This window comes from Candidatus Sulfotelmatobacter sp. (genome assembly GCA_036500765.1).
GTDB lineage: Bacteria > Acidobacteriota > Terriglobia > Terriglobales > Acidobacteriaceae > Sulfotelmatobacter.
This window is the reverse complement of record DASYBM010000016.1, coordinates 586,564-604,245: the sequence shown is the minus strand read 5'-3', so window position 1 is coordinate 604,245 and position 17,682 is coordinate 586,564. Positions and strand designations below refer to the sequence as shown.

General features: G+C 57.4%; 15 protein-coding genes. 6 read left to right on the top strand and 9 right to left on the bottom strand.

All coding sequences use genetic code 11. From position 1 onward, the window contains the following. Positions 1 to 49: 49 nt before the first annotated feature. Positions 50 to 2,041, bottom strand: a complete 1,992-nt coding sequence (gene acs, locus VGM18_19670; GenBank protein HEY3975232.1) for an acetate--CoA ligase — start codon at positions 2,039 to 2,041, stop codon at positions 50 to 52. Positions 2,042 to 2,375: 334 nt separating this feature from the next. On the opposite strand from acs, the gene VGM18_19665 reads away from it, so the two are divergent. After that, the gene (locus tag VGM18_19665; protein ID HEY3975231.1) at positions 2,376 to 2,705 is read left to right on the top strand and encodes a hypothetical protein; all 330 of its coding nucleotides are present in this window, start codon (positions 2,376 to 2,378) and stop codon (positions 2,703 to 2,705) included. 162 nt (positions 2,706 to 2,867) lie between these two features. Here the strand turns inward: VGM18_19665 and VGM18_19660 are convergent, their stop codons facing one another. The 3 genes from VGM18_19660 to VGM18_19650 form a co-directional block, all read right to left on the bottom strand. After that, the gene (locus VGM18_19660; GenBank protein ID HEY3975230.1) at positions 2,868 to 3,896 is read right to left on the bottom strand and encodes a substrate-binding domain-containing protein; all 1,029 of its coding nucleotides are present in this window, start codon (positions 3,894 to 3,896) and stop codon (positions 2,868 to 2,870) included. Between the two features lie 139 nt (positions 3,897 to 4,035). Then, positions 4,036 to 5,439: a rhodanese-like domain-containing protein gene (locus VGM18_19655; protein ID HEY3975229.1), complete on the bottom strand. Its 1,404-nt coding sequence runs from the start codon at positions 5,437 to 5,439 to the stop codon at positions 4,036 to 4,038. Positions 5,440 to 5,681: 242 nt separating this feature from the next. Continuing rightward, on the bottom strand, positions 5,682 to 5,960 hold the full coding sequence (locus VGM18_19650; protein HEY3975228.1) for a PilZ domain-containing protein: 279 nt from the start codon (positions 5,958 to 5,960) through the stop codon (positions 5,682 to 5,684). 273 nt (positions 5,961 to 6,233) lie between these two features. Here VGM18_19650 and VGM18_19645 point away from each other — a divergent pair, with 273 nt between their 5' ends. The 3 genes from VGM18_19645 (at position 6,234) to VGM18_19635 (ending at position 8,551) form a co-directional block, all read left to right on the top strand. Then, entirely contained in the window at positions 6,234 to 7,025 is a 792-nt protein-coding gene (locus tag VGM18_19645; protein ID HEY3975227.1) for a TPM domain-containing protein, read from the top strand. Between the two features lie 45 nt (positions 7,026 to 7,070). Beyond that, positions 7,071 to 7,835: a nucleotidyltransferase domain-containing protein gene (locus VGM18_19640; GenBank protein HEY3975226.1), complete on the top strand. Its 765-nt coding sequence runs from the start codon at positions 7,071 to 7,073 to the stop codon at positions 7,833 to 7,835. A gap of 95 nt (positions 7,836 to 7,930) precedes the next feature. Next, positions 7,931 to 8,551, top strand: coding sequence for a LemA family protein (locus VGM18_19635; protein HEY3975225.1), 621 nt, complete (start codon positions 7,931 to 7,933; stop codon positions 8,549 to 8,551). 169 nt (positions 8,552 to 8,720) lie between these two features. Here VGM18_19635 and VGM18_19630 read toward each other — a convergent pair whose 3' ends face one another. From VGM18_19630 to VGM18_19610, 5 genes are all read right to left on the bottom strand, one after another. Continuing rightward, positions 8,721 to 10,184 (bottom strand): TolC family protein, encoded by a 1,464-nt coding sequence (locus VGM18_19630; protein ID HEY3975224.1) that lies wholly within the window; start codon positions 10,182 to 10,184, stop codon positions 8,721 to 8,723. Further along, the gene (locus VGM18_19625) at positions 10,181 to 13,444 is read right to left on the bottom strand and encodes an efflux RND transporter permease subunit (GenBank protein HEY3975223.1); all 3,264 of its coding nucleotides are present in this window, start codon (positions 13,442 to 13,444) and stop codon (positions 10,181 to 10,183) included. The genes VGM18_19630 and VGM18_19625 overlap by 4 nt, the downstream gene beginning before the upstream one ends. A 95-nt stretch (positions 13,445 to 13,539) precedes the next feature. Beyond that, entirely contained in the window at positions 13,540 to 14,715 is a 1,176-nt protein-coding gene (locus VGM18_19620; GenBank protein ID HEY3975222.1) for an efflux RND transporter periplasmic adaptor subunit, read from the bottom strand. A gap of 200 nt (positions 14,716 to 14,915) precedes the next feature. Further along, positions 14,916 to 15,689, bottom strand: a complete 774-nt coding sequence (locus tag VGM18_19615) for an RraA family protein (protein ID HEY3975221.1) — start codon at positions 15,687 to 15,689, stop codon at positions 14,916 to 14,918. A 132-nt stretch (positions 15,690 to 15,821) separates the two neighbouring features. Then, positions 15,822 to 16,169, bottom strand: a complete 348-nt coding sequence (locus tag VGM18_19610) for a hypothetical protein (GenBank protein HEY3975220.1) — start codon at positions 16,167 to 16,169, stop codon at positions 15,822 to 15,824. Positions 16,170 to 16,364: 195 nt separating this feature from the next. On the opposite strand from VGM18_19610, the gene VGM18_19605 reads away from it, so the two are divergent. Beyond that, positions 16,365 to 16,913 (top strand): hypothetical protein, encoded by a 549-nt coding sequence (locus tag VGM18_19605; protein ID HEY3975219.1) that lies wholly within the window; start codon positions 16,365 to 16,367, stop codon positions 16,911 to 16,913. A gap of 153 nt (positions 16,914 to 17,066) precedes the next feature. Continuing rightward, complete coding sequence (locus tag VGM18_19600; GenBank protein ID HEY3975218.1) at positions 17,067 to 17,450, top strand: hypothetical protein; 384 nt, start codon at positions 17,067 to 17,069, stop codon at positions 17,448 to 17,450. Positions 17,451 to 17,682 lie beyond the last annotated feature (232 nt).

Sequence of the window (17,682 nt, the reverse complement as noted above, 5' to 3'; positions counted from 1 at the left end):
GGATGGAAACCGGTCGTATCAGCATTCGTGGCTGCCGCGCTGTACGCTCTTACACTTCGTCCTGCTCCCGCAGCTTGGCGATTACTCCGAAATCTTCGAGCGTGGTGGTGTCGCCTTTCACGTCGCCGTGAGTGGCTAGTTCGCGGAGGAGGCGGCGCATGATTTTTCCGCTGCGCGTCTTCGGGAGCGAGTCGGTGAAGCGGATGTCGTCGGGCTTGGCCAGCGCGCCAATTTCTTTTGCAACCCACTTGCGCAGGTCTTCTTTTAGTTCGGGCGTGGGCTTTCTTCCCTGCTCCAGCGTGACGAACGCGGAAATCGCTTGACCTTTCAAATCATCGGGACGGCCCACCACCGCGGCTTCGGCGACGGCCTCGTGCGCGACCAATGCACTCTCGACTTCCATCGTGCTCAGGCGATGGCCGCTGACATTGAGCACGTCGTCGACGCGGCCCATGATCCAGAAATATCCGTCTTTATCTTTTCGCGCGCCGTCGCCGGTGAAATACATGCCGGGAATTTGCGACCAGTAATTCTTCACGTAGCGGTCGGGATCGCCATAGACGGTGCGCAGCATGCCGGGCCACGGGCGCTTGAGGACGAGAAATCCGCCGGAGCCGAGCGGGACGGAGTTGCCATCCATGGTGACGATATCGGGGACGACGCCGGGAAACGGCTTGGTCGCAGAGCCGGGCTTAGTAGCGATTGCGCCGGGCAGAGGCGTGAGCATGATATGTCCGGTTTCAGTTTGCCACCAGGTGTCTACGATAGGGCAGCGATCGCCACCGATGACCTCGCGATACCACATCCAGGCCTCAGGATTGATGGGCTCGCCGACGGTGCCGAGCAGGCGCAGGCTGGACATGTCGTGTTTCTTCGGCCACTCGTCGCCCCATTTGAGAAAGGTGCGAATTGCCGTGGGCGCGGTGTAAAAGATATTTACCTTGTGGCGCTCGATGATCGACCAGAAGCGGTCGGGCTCGGGAAAATTCGGCGCACCTTCGTACATCAGGCTGGTGGCGCCGTTCTGGAGAGGGCCGTAGACGATGTAGCTGTGGCCGGTCACCCAGCCGATATCGGCCGTGCACCAGTAGGTGTCTTCCTCTTTCAGGTCGAAGACCCATTTTGTGGTGAGGTAGGTGCCGACGGAATATCCGCCGGTGGTATGGACGACGCCTTTGGGTTTGCCGGTGGTTCCGGACGTGTAGAGGATGTAGAGCGGATGTTCGGCGTCGAGCGGTTCGGCGGGGCAGACGTCGGAGGCCTTGGCCATGAGTTCATGCCACCAGTTGTCGCGTCCTGCTTGCATGTTGATAGGAGTGCCGGATCGTTTATAGACGACGACGTTCTTCACAGTCGGACACGATTTCAGCGCTTCTTCAACCGCGGGAAATAATTTGACTTCTGCACCGCGCCGGTACGAACCATCCTGCGTGATGACGGCGGTAGCTTCCGAATCATGAATGCGATCGACCAGCGCGTTCGATGAAAACCCTCCAAAAACGATAGTATGAGTCGCTCCGATGCGGGCGCAGGCTAACATCGCTATGGGGAGTTCGGGCGTCATGCCCATGTAAATGGCGACGCGGTCGCCCGTCTTCACTCCAAGACCTTTCAGTACATTCGCGAACTTCTGCACTTCGCGGTGGAGTTGCTGGTAGGTGAGAACGCGGACTTCGCCGGGTTCGCTCTCCCAGATGATGGCGGCCTTATTCTTTCGCCAGGTTTCGACGTGGCGGTCGAGGCAATTGTAGGAAAGATTAATCTGGCCGCCGACAAACCACTTCGCCCAAGGGCAATTCCATTCGAGAACGTTGTCCCACTTCTTAAACCAGTGCAGTTCGCCGGCGATGCGCGACCAGAACTTGTCGGGCTCGTCGACGGATTCTTTATACAGACGCTCGTATTCCGCGAGGCTCTTGATGTGGGCCTTCTGGCTGAATTCGGCGGGAGGTTCGAAGCTGCGCTGCTCGTTCAGGATGGAATCTATGTGTGGGTCATGAGTGGCAGGGGATTTGGGAAGAACGTCGGCTTTATCGGCCATGATAAGAACCTCGAACCTGGAGGATATTTCGTTCGTACCGGCAACGCCGGCACGAGTCGCAGGAGTTTATTCTACACATCGCCTGGAGCGCGACGTGAGTGGAAGGCGAAATCTTGAACCGCAAAGCTTGCGAAGGAAAGCCGCAAGGGACGCGAAGATCTCACATTCGGCGGCCCCTTAGCAGTTCGCGTAAGATTCAACTCCCCGGGCGACTAACAGCACGGACGGTAGCCATCGGCAGATCAAATCGGAGTATCTGGCGATATTTCTTGTGGTGGCCGGAAAAAACAGGTGTACAATTCCGCGCTATAGTTGCCGCCCGCAGGAGGTGCGCATGCAAGCCCGCCTCGCTTCACTTCTCTTGATTGTTCTCGTAGTGCCGGCTGCTCCGCAGGAACCGGGAGCCGCGCGACAAATCAACCAGAGAATCGAGATGAAAGAACAACGCTTAAACCAGATTGAGAACGATCGCACGCAGGCCCATCCGGCGCTGGTGCGGCTGCAACTCGTCCATCAGGATGCTCAGGAATTGTTTACTCTGAGCGCCGCTGTACAGTCCGACCTCCAGCAACTGGGAAGGGGCATGCTGACCAAAGATCTCGGGGCAAAGCTGAAGAAGATGGAGAAACTTTCCAAGCGGCTGCGGCAGGAAATGAATCCTTGATCGGGCAGGTTCCGAGGAGCAGTGGTGCAAGTTGCAACTCGGCTTGCGCGCTGCGACCATTGAGCTTGAGATTCCTTCGACTTTGCCCAGGACTGGCTCTTCGCTTCGCCTGACGAGCGCCTCTCAGGATGGCAATGCTAATAGCGACCCGGGAAAATGCGCCTAATTGATCTGCTGGTCTGCGGGCAGACCCAAGTTAATTTCTTTTAGCGTTTGGAATCCGTCTTTGACGACGGTGGCTTTGATGTTGTCCCTGGTTACCAGGACGGGGCTTAGCAATATAGCGGGAACGTTCGTCTTGCCGTTACCCAAGGTCGCGCCTGCGTCGGTTTTCTCGCCTTTCGCCAGGTGAACGGCCGCTTCGGCCGCGGTTGCCGCTTCGTTAGGAATGGATTTGTAAACGGTCATGGTCTGCGTGCCCTGGGCGATGCAGATCACCGCGGCCAGGTCCGCGTCCTGCCCTGAGACCGGCACCTTGCCGGCCAGGTTATGTTCGCGCAAAGCCTGAATCGCACCTCCGGCGGTTCCGTCATTCGAGGCTAGAACCGCGGCGATGTCCCCGCGGGAGGAGTCAATGGCCTTCAGCATGTGGAGGTAGGCTTCGGAAGGGAGCCAGTCGTTGCTATAGGCATCCGCGATGACTTTTATGTCTCCCCGATCGATATAAGGACCCAAGACGTTCATTTGTGCGTCATGCAGAGTCTTTGCACCTTCGTCGTGGGGAGAGCCGCCGATCAACACATAATTCCCTTTGGGCGCAAGATTCACAATCGATTCGGCCTGCATGCGGCCGATCTCAACCCGGTCAAAACTCACGTAGAGATCAACATCGCTATTCTGTACGAGGCGATCGTAGCTGATGACCTTCACATTTGCGGCCTTGGCTGCGTCGACGATGCGGGCAGCCTTATTGGTGTCGTGGGGCAGTAACACCAGCACCTGGATGCCAGCCTTGATCATGTCCTTCACTTGTTGGAGTTGAAGATTATCGTCGCCGTTGGCGTCGCTGGAGATCACATTCGCGCCGAGCTCTTTGGCCCGCGCCTGAAAAGAATTCAGGTCGGTCTGCCACCGCTCTCCCTTCATCGCTTCCACGGAAAATCCGATCTTGATTGTTTTGCTGTCGGTTTGCGCGTGCAGAAGTTGAGCGCCGAGGACAATAGCGAACAGGATGGATAGTATCGCTGACATTGGTCGGCGTTTTGCCAAGATATTTCCCCCGCGATTAGATTGGCCTCAGTATAGACGGGTGCGGACGACAGTCCTTGGTCACAAGGGTCACCGAGGACACACGAAAGGGAAAGGCGGAATATGCACTTCTGGGTATCGCTTAAACCCTGACGGGCTTCGGAGTAATGGTGGGGAGTCTGGCCTGGTGCCAGGCATCGAACCCTCCAGTCAGATTGAACACCTGCGTGAAGCCGGCGCGTTGCAGCAGGCTGCTGGCAATCATGCTGCGGTAGCCGCTTTTGCAGTGGACGGCGATGGGGGCGTGGTGGTCGAGTTCCGGGGGAGAAACTTTGAAATTGTCGAGCGGCCACCAGGTGGCGCTCTCGATGTGCCCGGCATCCCACTCGGACTCGCGCCGCACGTCCAGCACTTGCACGGGATTGGATTTTATTTGCGTATCGAGTTCGCTGGCAGTGAGTTGCGCAATGGTCGCTAAAGGAAGACCTGCTTGCTTCCAGGCGGCGATACCTCCGTCGAGATATCCGTTGAGAACTTCAATGCCGACGCGGGTCAGGCGGAGTCGGGCTTCCTCAATCTGCTCGTCCGAGGCGGCGATCAGCACGGGATGCGCCGATAAACCGAGCACGGTGCCGGCCCACGAGGCAAACTGGCCGCCGAGTGCGATGTTCACCGAGCCGGGCACGTGCGCGGCGGCGAATTCCTCGTTGGGGCGAACGTCGAGGGCCATCTCACCGGCGTTCAACAGGATGTTCAATTGGGCGGGCGCAAGGGCGCGCAGCGGAGGAAGATCGGACAATGCGGCGGCGCCAGTGCGGTTGATCTCGGCGTCCTTCAGAAAATAATCCGGACGTGTGGGAAGATTGCTGGTGAGCTGAGCGACGAACTCTTCCCTGCTCTTAATTTGTAGCGCGTAGTTGGTGAGGCGTTCGGTGCCGATGGTGGATGAGCGCTCGGCGCGCATATTTTTTCCGCAAAGAGAACCGGCGCCGTGCGCGGGATAGACCAGCACTTTGTCGGGCAGCGTCAGCAATTTCGTGTGCAGACTGTCGTAGAGCAGTCCTGCCAATTGGGCCGGAGTGTGGCGGGGCGAAAGATCGGGCCGCCCGACATCGCCGATAAAGAGCGTGTCTCCGGTCAGCACGGCCCAGGGCTCAGAAGGTTTCTCTTCATCCGCGATGCGGTCGGTGACGACCATGCAGATGCTTTCTGGAGTGTGCCCCGGAGTTTCGAGAACGCGGATCGAGGCCCTGCCGAATTTCAATTCGAATCCGTCGGTGACGGGCACGTGAGGAAAAATGGCTCCGGCTTGCGCGCCCATGTAGATGGCAGCGCCGGTGCGGGCGGCGAGTTCGCGGTGTCCGGAGACGAAGTCGGCGTGCAGATGACTTTCAAAAATGTGGCGGATAGTAAGGCGGTGATCGGCGGCGGTTTTCAGATATAACTCGACATCGCGTTGCGGATCGACGACCACGGCTTCGCCTTCGGAGGCGAGCATGTAGGAAGCATGGGCGAGACAGCCGAGATAGAACTGTTCGAAAAACATAGCTAGGGAATGCTAGAACAAGGGGGTGGAGAATGTCACGGTGGCCTGTTGGATTGTACCGGGGTAGGCCCTTTAATCCTGCCAAAGTGCAGGCTTGGATTTCGGCTTCAGCGGCTGCGATTGTGCAGGCCAAACCCCAGCGGGCAAAAGCCATCTGAGTCTCTCGCTGTTTCGGCACCGCTGAACCGGCGCACGGTGAGCTTGTCTCGCCGATCGCTGGATCGTGAAGAAACACCAGAAAATCACGCCGGGAGCGGCGTGATAAATTCGAGGCCGAAGCAGAAGCCGTTGCGGGAGCGGACGATGGCGGGGAGACGCGAGGGCGTGGGAGTATCGAATTCAATTTCCAGTAAGTCGCCGGGGTTCAACAGGATACCAGCGTACAACACCATGCCGCCTTCGCTCATTTCCGTGCCGCGACCCTCCACCACCGTGGTGGAAAAGCCCCTGGACGTAACGACGCGGACAGGCATATCGACGGGAAGTCGCGGCCAGCGGCGGGTGGTGTCAGAATTTGGCACGCCAATAATGATGAACGCTCGACCGGGCTTTCGGCAAATTACTAAGGTGATTGGGCGGCGGCGGGCAGCGGACCTACTACTTACATCTCCGGATAAGAGATCTCAGGCTGAGTCCATTGCTACTGACCCATTCGTTCTGATGGTCGTAAACCCCCGCCATGTTTGAGATCAGGTCAGAATCGGGATCAAAGTCAAGGGCGACGGACTGGAGTGTCCGTTCTACACCGGCGGGGGTCTCACGCCTGACGCCTGGCTTTTCTGTACAATCTGCGGGTGAGTTGGCGCGCGCGAATATGTCTGACTGCCGTGCTGGTATTGTCGCTGGGCGCGGCAGTACGGGCGGAGTCGGTCGCTCAACTACAACCCACCGGCTACGTCAACGATTTCGCGCATGTGCTGAATCAGACGACGACTGCGCAGATCACCGATACCTGCCAGCAAGTCGACGAAAAGGCTCATGCCCAAATCGCCCTGGTGACGATCAATTCGCTCGATGGCTCGGATATCGAGACCTTTGCCGTCGATCTATTTAAGAAATGGGGCATTGGCGCAAAGTCCACCGATCGCGGAGTACTGATTCTGTACGCCATACAGGATCACAAGGCGCGCATTGAAGTGGGGTACGGGCTGGAACCGATTTTGCCCGACGGCAAAGTAGGAGGATTTCAGCGGGAAGCGATTCCGCTGATGCGCAGCCAGGAGTACAACCAAGCTTTACTGCTGGTAACGAGCCGGGTTGCGAACGTCATCGCGGCGGATGCGGGCGTGCAACTCACGGGAGCGACGCCTCCCGCCCCGGTTCCCGCAGTGCGCGAACCAAGCGGAGGGATTTCGATTGGCGGAGTGATTGCAATCATCGTGGTGGTGTTGATCATCCTGTTGACGCCGTTGCGTAGTCTGTTCTTTTGGCTTCTCTTTTCGCAGATTTTTGGCGGGCGCGGAGGCGGGTTCGGTGGCGGTGGATTTGGCGGTGGGGGAGGCTTTGGTGGTGGGGGTGGGGGTGGCGGGTTCGGTGGTTTTGGTGGGGGCAGTTCCGGAGGCGGCGGCGCCAGCAGCAGTTGGTAGCAAACGAGGAATGCGATGGTTTCTGCAAATCGGAACGAACGGAACATGAACAACAAAGTCGACGGCACGATAGACAGCAAAAATAAGGATAAGCTCGACGAGTTCGTGAAGCGGCTTCGCGAAGCAGCGGGGACGAATCTGGAGAGCGTCATTTTATTTGGATCGGCGGTGGCGGGTGATTTTCGTCCAGGGCAGTCGAATCTGAATCTGTTGTGCGTGCTGGGCGATAGTTCGTTCGCGGGGTTGCAGGCTCTGGGGCCGGTCGCGAAATGGTGGGGCAAGCAGAAGCAGCCTGCGCCTTTGTGCATGACGCGGCGGGAACTGGAGCGGTCGACGGATGTGTTTAGCATTGAATTGCTCGACATACAGCAGCAGCATCGGGTGCTGTTTGGCGATGATCCCGTGCAGGGCTTGAAAATTTCACTGCATGTGCACCGGGTGCAGGTGGAATATGAACTGCGGGAGAAACTGATTCTCCTGCGGCAGCAGGTGCTGCTGGCGGCGGGAAACGATGCGCGGTTGTCGGAGTTGCTGCTGCGTTCGGTGCCCTCGTTTGGCACGTTGTTTCGGCATGCGCTGATTGCGCTGGGGGAGGCGGCGCCGGCGAGCAGGCGGGAGGCGGTAGATGCGTTGGCCAAGCGAATGGGAGTCGATCTCTCGGCGATCCATCAGGCGCTGGATGTGCGGGAAGGGAAATTGGAGCGGAATGAACTTAAAGGCAGCGATCTGGCAGCGCGCTACCTGGCGGCGGTAGAGAAAGTGACGGCCGCGGTCGATGAGGCGTTAGACTCAGAAGCATCGGGGCGCTGATTTTCGATTGCAGAATTTCGATTGCTGATTTTCGATTGCAGAATTTCGATTTTAGATTTTCGAGTTTTGATTTCAGATTTCGGAGGAGGAAGCGTATGGGGAAGGGCTTGCTGGTTGTCATCGTAATTCTGGTGATTCTGGCGGTGTTTACGCTGGTTTTCTTCGGGCAATATGTGAGCGTGAAGAACACGCTGGTTCAAAAGAATGAGGCGGTGAAATCGGCATGGTCGCAGGTGGACGTGGTGCTGCAACGGCGTGCGGACCTGATTCCGAATCTGGTGGAGACCGTGAAGGGCTATGCACAGCAGGAAGTGACCGTGTTTGGCGACATCGCCAAGGCGCGTTCGGCGCTGCTTTCGGCGGGGACGCCGCAGCAGAAGATTGCCGCGAACGGACAACTCGATGGTGCGATCGGGCGCCTGCTCGCCATCTCAGAGAATTATCCCCAACTGAAGTCGAACGAAAACTTTCTGCGCCTGCAAGATGAACTCGCGGGCACCGAGAACCGCATCGCCGTGGAACGTAAGCGCTATAACGACACGCTGCAAGACTACAACACGTATGTACAGCAATTTCCCAACAGCATTTTCGCGGGATGGGCCGGGTTCAAGGTGAACGACGCATATTTCACCGCCTCGGAAGGGTCGCGGCAGGTTCCGAAGGTAAATTTCGCGCCCGCTCCGCAGGGGAATCCGCAACCGGCGCCGGCGCACTAACTCGAGGGCGAGGTGCGTGGCTTACGCTCCCCGCTGGATTAACGGGAGATCCCCTTCGACTTCGCTCAGGGCAGGCTCTCGCTTCGCCTGAAGAACGCTCCGCTCAGGCTGACGCCGCGGTTTATCGATTCAAGAATGGACGACTACTAGGGCCCAGCGAAGCCTCCCTCTAGATTCCGTTGGTCTGGTACTGCAAGACGGCCAGGGCTAGACGGTAGTCGTAACCGGCTCCTACATCGGCGATCTGGGCTTGAGTCTGTTGGAGCTGCGCCTGGCTGAGTTCGACGATCGAACCCAATCCCAGGTTGTAGCGGGACTGCGCCAGATTGAGGCTAAGGTTGGCTTGCTCCAAAAGTTGTTGCGTTACCGCGAGGCGGTCGTAGGACGTTTTGGCATTGAGCCATGCGGTGCGCACATCGCGGGCGATACGGTCACGTAGATCCCGCAACCGTTCCTGCGTGGCTTGTGCACGGAGCGACGCTTCGTGAGAGCGAGCCGTAAAAAGAAATCCATTGAATACAGGGATTTCGACATTGACTCCGACCGCGCCGTACCAACTGGAAATGATGGGATTGCGAACCGGAGTGTCACCCACGGCTCCGAGCGCCCGAATATTCGGGAAGAGCAGGTCTCGTTCCGCCTTTTGAAAACGTTCGGCGGACTCCGACTGAAACTCGAGAGAAAGAATCTCCGGGCGCATGGTGAAAGCTGCTCGGATCAGATCGTCGACGTTATCGGAGGGTGGAGCGACCGGAGATGAGTCTCCCACCAGTTGAAAGTTTTGCAGGTTCTGGAAACCCAGAACCGCAGACAGCGAAGACTGCGCGGCATTCAGATTATTCTGGGCATCGAGCAGCAGAAGTTTCGCCTGCGCAAGGTTCACGTTGGCAAAAGTAAAGTCCAGCTCCGACTTTAATTTGCTCTTGAACAATGCACCCACCTGATTGGAGACCGTCTGCCGATCTTTGACCGTCTGTTGCGCCACAATGAGAACCGCCTGGGTTTGCAACGTGTTGTAAAAGGCCTGATCGACGGCCAGAAGAATCTGTTCCCTGGTGGCCAGAGCATTCTGGTCTTCGGCTTTGGCGGCGAGGTTCGCGCTGGCGACTAAGTTCGTGGTGCGTCCGAAGTCCGTGATCATTTGAGTCACCAGGGCGCCGGCTGCGGCGCGCTGGTAAACGGTCGGGTTGTTCAGCGCGCCGGCCGTGATACGGGTTCCCGGATTGGCATCCACGGCGGTGAGATCAATTTCCGCTGTCGGCCATAAAGCCGATTTAGATTCGCGTGTCACCTGCCGCGAGGCGAGAGCGATTAAGCGGCCGACCGAAATTTGCGGATTATTCTTAAGGGCGAGCGCCTCCGCGTCTTTTACTGAGAGCAGCGTCGGCGCACCCGAAGCGCTCTGTGACGATGGGGCCTGCGCCGGCATTTGTCGGTTCATCGTGCCTGCGTGAGTCCCGGAGCTTGAACCGGCTATCGACTGAGTGGCCGTTTGCGGCATCGGCGCGGAAGGCAGAGTTGAGAGCTTCGCAGAGTTGGCGTCCTGCGCTACTCCGGCCAAGGGCAACGCCAGTATCGCTGTTCTTGCGATCGCATTTCTCACTCCCCGAAAAGCCTGCCGCGGGCGGTTCATGCTTGCACCTCCTGCGCCGGCGCCGCCGGATTCTTTTCGCCGCGGTTGCCATAGACCAATAAGTAAGCGGCGGGCACGATGAAAATTGTGAGCAACACCGAGGAGGTAAGGCCTCCGATGATGGCCTTCGCCATGGGCGCGTATTGTTCGGCGCCGGTGCCCAACCTCAATGCCATGGGAATCATGCCGATGATGGTGGCGAGCGAAGTCATCAGAATGGGCCGCAGGCGCACGCGGCAGGCGGTGATGACCGCATCCTTCGGCGACAATCCCTGCTTCTCGAGATTGTGAGCGAAATCAACGATCAGAATGCTGTTGGAGTCGGCGATGCCGACCAACATCAGCACCCCCATCAGCGACATCACGTTTAACGTTGCGCCGGTGAGCGGCAGGATGATGAGCACGCCCACGAATCCCATGGGAATCGCCAACATGATCAGGAACGGGTCGATGAACGACTTGAACTGCGCGGTAAGAATCAGGAAAAGCAGAAGAAACGAAATCAGGAAGCCGAAGGCAAAGCTCTTGAACGACTGCTGCATGCCGACCACCATGCCACGCAGGTTGACGCGAACGTTTTCGGGAACGTTCGCATGCTTGAGGATGTCGTGAATCCTGCCGGTCACGCGTTGCAGGTCTTCTCCGGTCGGGGTCACATAGATATCGATGGCCTTTTGAATCTGGTAATGGTCGACTTCGGTCGGGGTTTGGACCTGCTTGACGCTGACCACATTGCTGAGGACGGTGGTTGGCCTGCCTCCGTCGGAGCAGGCCCAGGACGGTTGACCGTTTCCGAGTCGCGGCGGCCCCGACGGCCCGCAGTTCACGCCGCTGCCTGTGGCTGGATCGCGCAAAGGAATCTGACCCAGGTCGGCCAGGTTGTGAATCGCGGCCTGGCCTTTTTCGAAGTACTGCACGGTCAGGTAGTAGTCGTTACCGCTTTTGCGATCGACCCAGTAATTGGGAGCGATCATGTAATTGGAGTTGAGGGCGGTGATGACGTTATCGACCACGTCTTTTTGCGTGAGTCCCAACTCGCCGGCGTGGACTCGGTCTACGTTGAGTCGTAGCGCTGGATAGTTCATGTCTTGCGGAACGTAAACCTGGCCTACGCCGTGAATCTGACGAATCTGAGCGGCCAGGTCCTGCGCGATCTGATTGTCCTGCGCAAGACTGGAACCGCTCACCTGCACATCAATCGGAGCCGGCATGCCTGTGTTCAAGATGGCGTCGACCATGGAGCCGCTGGAAAAGAATGTGCGAACCTCAGGAAAGTTTTTGGCCATGCGCTGCTGCACGCGGTCCATATACTCGAAGCTGCTCAGCTTGTGCGACTCGCTTAACTGCACCTGAACCGTCGCCGTGTAAGGGCCGGAGTTCGTCGTGTACAGTGAAGAAAAATCGGGGACTACGCCGATGTTCGAGACGATCCTCTTCAGGTCTTGACCTTCCATCGCGCCCCGAATGAGATCTTCGACTTTGGCGACGTATTGGTCGGTCACTTCGATGCGTGTTCCGGTAGGAACTTTCAGATTGATGGTGAACTGGCCGGCATCGGTCTTGGGAAAGAATGCTAGTCCCATGAGCGGATAAATCAAAAGGCTGGCCACGAACACGCCGCTCAAAAGCAGAACCGTGAGTCCGGGGCGCAACAGGGCGCGCCTCACCCAACGCTCGTAGAACTCCAGAAGGTTGTTGAACACGCGATTGAAGCGGGCATTGAACTTCTCCATCCTGGAGGGCGAGTACTCCTCGTGATACTCCGAGGTGTCGTGAACTTCACCATGAGGTTTGGCCTTCAGAAAGCGCGAACAGAAAAGAGGAATCACCGTCATGGCTACTACAAACGAGGCCAGCAGCGACAGACAGAACGCCAGCGCCAGCGCGGAGAATAGAAATTTAGCGACGCCGTAAAGAAATACGACGGGGAAGAAATCGACCACGTCGACCAAGGTCGCCGCCAGAACTGCCAGGTTCACTTCCGCTCCGCCCACTTCGGCCGCGATCATCGGCGCAGCGCCCATCTCGAGATGGCGATAGATGTTCTCGAGCGAGATCACAGAGTTGTCGATGACGCGCGAGAAGGCGAGCGCCATGCCGGCGAGGATCATGGTGTTGATGGTGCCGCCCAGCAGGGCCAGCACCACAAAGGCCGCCAACGCCGATAATGGAATCGAAAGCAACACGGCGGATGTCGCGCGAAAGCTGCCCAGAAAAATCAGGATCATCAGACTGGTAAGAATCAGCCCCAGAACGCCTTCGTGCAGCACGGTGTGGATGGCTTCCTTCACGTACACAGATTGGTCAAAGACAATGCTCGTGACCATCTGCTTGGGAATATCGTAAAGATGCTTGATGAGGGCGCGTACTCCATCGACCACAGCGATGGTGTTGCTGTCGCCGCCCTGCTTCATGATGGGAATGTAGGCGGACTTTTGACCGTCGATGCGGACGATGTTGCTTTGTATCCCGTGAGAATCTTCGGCTTTGCCAACGTCATTGACCGTGACCCAGGAATGTCCGTCGACTTTGAGCGGAACTTTGCCCAGTTCGTCCATACTGTTGACCAGGCTGTTGGAGTAGACGAAGTAATCGTAAGGGCCCATCTTCACATCGCCGGCGGGCAGAATCAGGTTCGCGCTGTTCACGGCGCCCACCACATCCATCAGGCTCAATTGGCGAGAAGATAATTTATAAGGATCGACGTAGACCATGATCTGCCGGTAGATTCCGCCGAATACGCCGGGGATCGAGGAACCCGGCACAGAGGTGATCTGGTTACGAATCTGAAACTGGGCGTAATCGTGCAACTGCGTTTCGTTGAGGCCCTCGCCTTTCACGGTAACCAGTGCGACGGGCAAACTGGAGGCGTCGAACTTGAGCACGACCGGAGGCAGCGTGCCCGGCGGCAGACGCTTCAGGTCGGCGAGAGCCAAGTTGGACAATTCGGTGACGTCGGCATCGGCGCTGGTCCCGGGCTGAAAATAGACTTTGATGATGCTCACGCCCAGCATCGATCGCGACTCAAAGTGATCGACGCCCGCCGCTAGAGTAAAGAAGCGCTCGAGCGGGTCGGTGATGTCGGTCTCGACGTCCTCGGGCGGCATGCCGGAGTAAAACGTCGCCACCACAACTTCCGGCAAGTTGATCGGTGGAAATAGATCGACCGGCATGCGCGCGATGCTGGTCACACCGATGACCACCAGTGTCAGGCAGATCACGATAATGAAATACGGATTACGTATGGAGAAGCCTGGCATAAATATTTCCAATCTGACTGCGTGGTAAAACCTTTAGGGCATTAACCACGAAGGCCACGAAATACGAAGGAACCCCGTGCGCTCTGCCGCACTGTTTATTGCGTACCCCCCTCGTGGTACTCCATCACGGCGACTAATTGAGGATGAACTTTTTGCCCAGGTTTCAAGCCGCTGCGATCGCTGACTACGACTTCCTCGCCTTCGCTCAGTCCGGAAACAATTTCGGCGTCGCTGCTGGTTTGCAGTCCCACCTGCACCGCTCGTTCTTCCAGCATTCCGTCGGAGTTGACGACCCAAACGTCAGTTTTGTCGCGTTCATGACTCAAGGCCTGAACGGGTACGGCAGGAATGTCTACTTTCTCGTCGACATTGAGTTGAGCCTCGGCATAGAGGCCTGGCAGCAAAAGACGATGAGGATTGGGGACATCGACTTCGGTGTGCATAGTCCGCGTATCGGCGCGGACGTCGACAGAGAATCGTGCTACCTTGCCGGGAAACGTGCGATTCAAAGAGGGAACGTTCACGTTCACCCGATCTCCGATCTTGATGTAGCGCACGTAGGATTCTGGAACCGGAATGACCAGACGAAACAGGTCGTCCTGCGAGAGCCTTACTAGAGGAATCGCCTGCGTGCTCGAGCCGGTGCCGGCCTGCATGAGGGTTCCGAGATTGGCGTAGCGCTCGGTGACGGTGCCGGCAAATGGCGCCGTGATTTTTGAATAGTCAAACAGACTTTGGTCGTGAGCGAGCTTCGCTTTGGCGACGGAGAGCTGGCTCTCGGCGGCTTCCAGGCTGGCCTGTCCGGCATCGACTTGCGAAGACGCCGCCAAATCTTTTCCCTGAGCGTCATCCACTTCCTGCTGGGCCACGATTCCCGGTTGGCTCTGGAAGACTCCGTTCAAGCGTGTGTATTGCAGATGCAGTGCGTTGTACTGAGCCTGATAGCGTTGTAATTCGTGCTGCGCTCTCGTCACCTGATTGGCCGCGTTTTTGATCTCCGCCTGGTCCTCTTGCAGTTGCGCTTCCAACTCAGGAATCTCAAGAATGGCCATGACCTGGCCCGCTTTCACCGGCGTCCCGTAGTCGACCATCAACTTCTTGATGTAGCCAGATTCCTTGGCATAGACATCGATCTCCTGGAAAGGCACCAACTCGGAAGAAAGCGTGACTTGCTGCCCGAGAGATTTCTTGACTACTTTCGCAACTCCGACCGTGATCGTTGGTCCGCCCGCCTCTACTCGCTTTTCCCCGCTTCCTGAACAAGAAGACAAGGGGACGGCAAATGCGACGGCAGCAGCCGCTAGAGCAAGTGGAACGGATCCGGGGCGCCTGTGTGCTCTCGGCGTGCCGGATTTGCAAGCATGTTGAGTCATCGTGTTACCAGCCTTTTTTTCTGCCGTTTCTTCTTCTGTTTCTCCGAACGATCCGCTCGATCGCCGCGGGGGACGCGATTCATTCCGCGTTTCGTTCACTAGAGTATCTTCTTCATAATCTCGCCCAGCTTCGCAACCGAGAAAGCGCTGGATTGGCAAAAATCGATTACTTTCTGTTCAGCTGCGCGCAGTTCGGCGGCAACCGCCGGAATCCTTGAGGCAATTTGTAGCGGTATTGAGAGCACGCCGTTCGCGTCGCCATGCAGCAGTTCTCCCGGATGGACTTCCAGACCTCCTACCGTGATCTTCGCCCCGAAATCGAAGATGTGGGCGTAGGCGTGCGAGACTGCGACACTGCCGGCAAACAGCCGAAATCCCATTGTGCGTACGGACGAAACTTCGCGCACGGCGCCATTGGTCAAATACCCGATGCAGCCCAACGCCTTCAAAATCGCAGCGTGCATGTCGCCGACAAAGGCGCCTCGCCCAGGAGGATTATCCATGTCTTGCAAGACCAGGACGCGCGGGGCAGGACACTGAAGAATGTAGTTCCAGAAATCGGCGCGATCATGGAAGGTGCCGCCCCGCATGGGAGGTTCGCCGCTACGGAGACGGGCGGTAACGGCGTACCCGACCATCGGTGGAACGGCGCCGATCGGTGGCGCGGCGCTGAAGGTAACTTTACTGGAGGGATCATTGCACGAACCTTCGTTGCACGAACCTTCGTAGAACATGGACCGAATGCTGGCGTCGGAGAATCCTGTATTGCGCAATCTGACGTTAAAAGTTTCGACGGCGTTCGCGACCATGCACGTATCGAACTGGCGAAGCGCATCCAACTCTTCTTCTGTCAACAAGGGTGCAACGGCCATGTGGGTTTCCTTTCAGGACCCGTCTTGCATCCACCCCAGAAACCGTCTATTGCGATGAGATGAGCCAGACGCGCCGGCAAATTCGATGAGATAAGATCGAATTACCGGCAATATAGTTGCTCCAGGAACGGGCTAGGAGAGAGACTTAAGGGCGGGCGGAGGTCGCTTATAGAGGCTCTTTTCGAAAAGAAGGCTCGCGATGGGCGGACCGGACGGCGCAATACGTGGATACGAACTCGGGGCCTGCATCACGGCGGTAGCCGACACCGGAATCCAGCTAGCGACAGTCTTGATAAGGCGCTGCCGGGCGCGCTCCGGCGAGATATGCTTGTGCACGGTAGTCGCCGACCCGCTCACTCTCCCGCGCGCGAAGTTATAACGCGTGGCCACGCTCACAGTGAGTGCGCATACGGCAAATAAAACCACTACGGCACACCACCGTTTGCTCAAGCCATTTTCGGGATTTGTCAGCCGCAGCATCTTCAGCCCTAACAGCAGGATTTTGGGATCCTGATTTTTTCTAGCATACCGGACCGAACTTGCGCAAGCCGCCAGGCTCGAATGCAATGTTACAACTGTAACGGTATAGAAACGACGACAGCGATTTTCCACGCGGCGCCGGTCCAAGTACCCAAGGGCATGGCCTTAGTCGTCCCTCTTCTCTATAATCCCGCTGTGGCTCTCGTTGTCTTCCTCAGGGGCATGAATGTGGGCGGTTTCAGAAGGTTTCGCCCCACCCTCTTCGCCAAGAAACTGAGCGACTATGACATAGTGAATGTGGGCGCTGCCGGCACGTTCGTGGTTCGCAAACCGGGACCCCGCGCGAAGTTCCGCGCCGAAGTGCTGCGCAAGCTGTCATTTGCGGCGGAAGTGGTGTTCTGCGATGGTCGCGATCTTGTCCGCCTGGAGAGGGAAAATCCCTTTGAGGCCTCCGCCACATCGCGCACCGACGTCGTCCGATTCGTAAGCATCCTGCCGAAGGCCGGTCGCTGTCGGACGTCTATTTCATGCACCTTTCCGCCAGGCGGAGAGTGGTTCGTGCGCGTGATCGGCTCCCAAGACCGTTTCGTCTTCGGAGAGTATCGTCGCAGCATGAAAACCATCGGGTACCTTGGCCAAATCGACAAACTCTTCGGCGCCCGCGCCACGACGCGAAATTGGAACACCATAGTCGCGGTTGTTCGGATTTTGAAAGGTGGGGGAAAACGGCCTAAGCGCGATTGAACCTTTGTGGGCAGCAGGTCCAAGCCCGCCGGTGATAATTTTCCGAGTTGCCCCGGAAACCTGCATTCACCGCACTCAGAAGGCTTTTGGTAATCGATATCTCACGCCAGCCTTGGTACCATTTTGTCTCTGAGCAAACTAGCCAGTTAAAGGTTGATCCGGATCGATATTGGTTTGTCGGCAACCGTTGAGTTATCTCCAAAGCGCCAACAAACCTGCCCTCTTTGGATCCTCAATGCTCTAAGTGAAACCCATAGGCAGTTTCAGAGCATGAGAAACATTTACTGGACTTTGCCCTATCAGTTCTCGCAATTGCCAACAGGTGCGAGGAGCGTGCTGTCGTTCGATGACCGGGAACTGCTGCCGGCGAGTTCTATCAATAGGAAATTGGGAGGCGAGTTGTTAGGGAATTGGGAGGCGAGTTGTTCGCAGCTGTTCCCCTTAGTGGTGATCCGATTTGCCGCTTTGATCGGCCACCTGCGAAAACTCTTCTTCCGCGTTTTCTTGTTGTCGTTCTTCCACGGTCTTGGGATTTAGTTGCTCCCTATGCCTTAGTTCGGTGGCGTGCAGCTGATATAGGAAGAGCACTAATTTCCAACTGTCGGCGTCTCTGCTGTCGCGTGCGCTTCGCCGAATGCGGGCATCCCGGTCAAACGAACCGAAAGAAACTTGGTGCTCGCCCGGAGGTTGCGGTCCGAAGCATTGGCAGGACGCTTTTCCCGGCCTGTGGATTGTGCCTTTGTGCCTATGCCGGGACGGCGCCATTTCC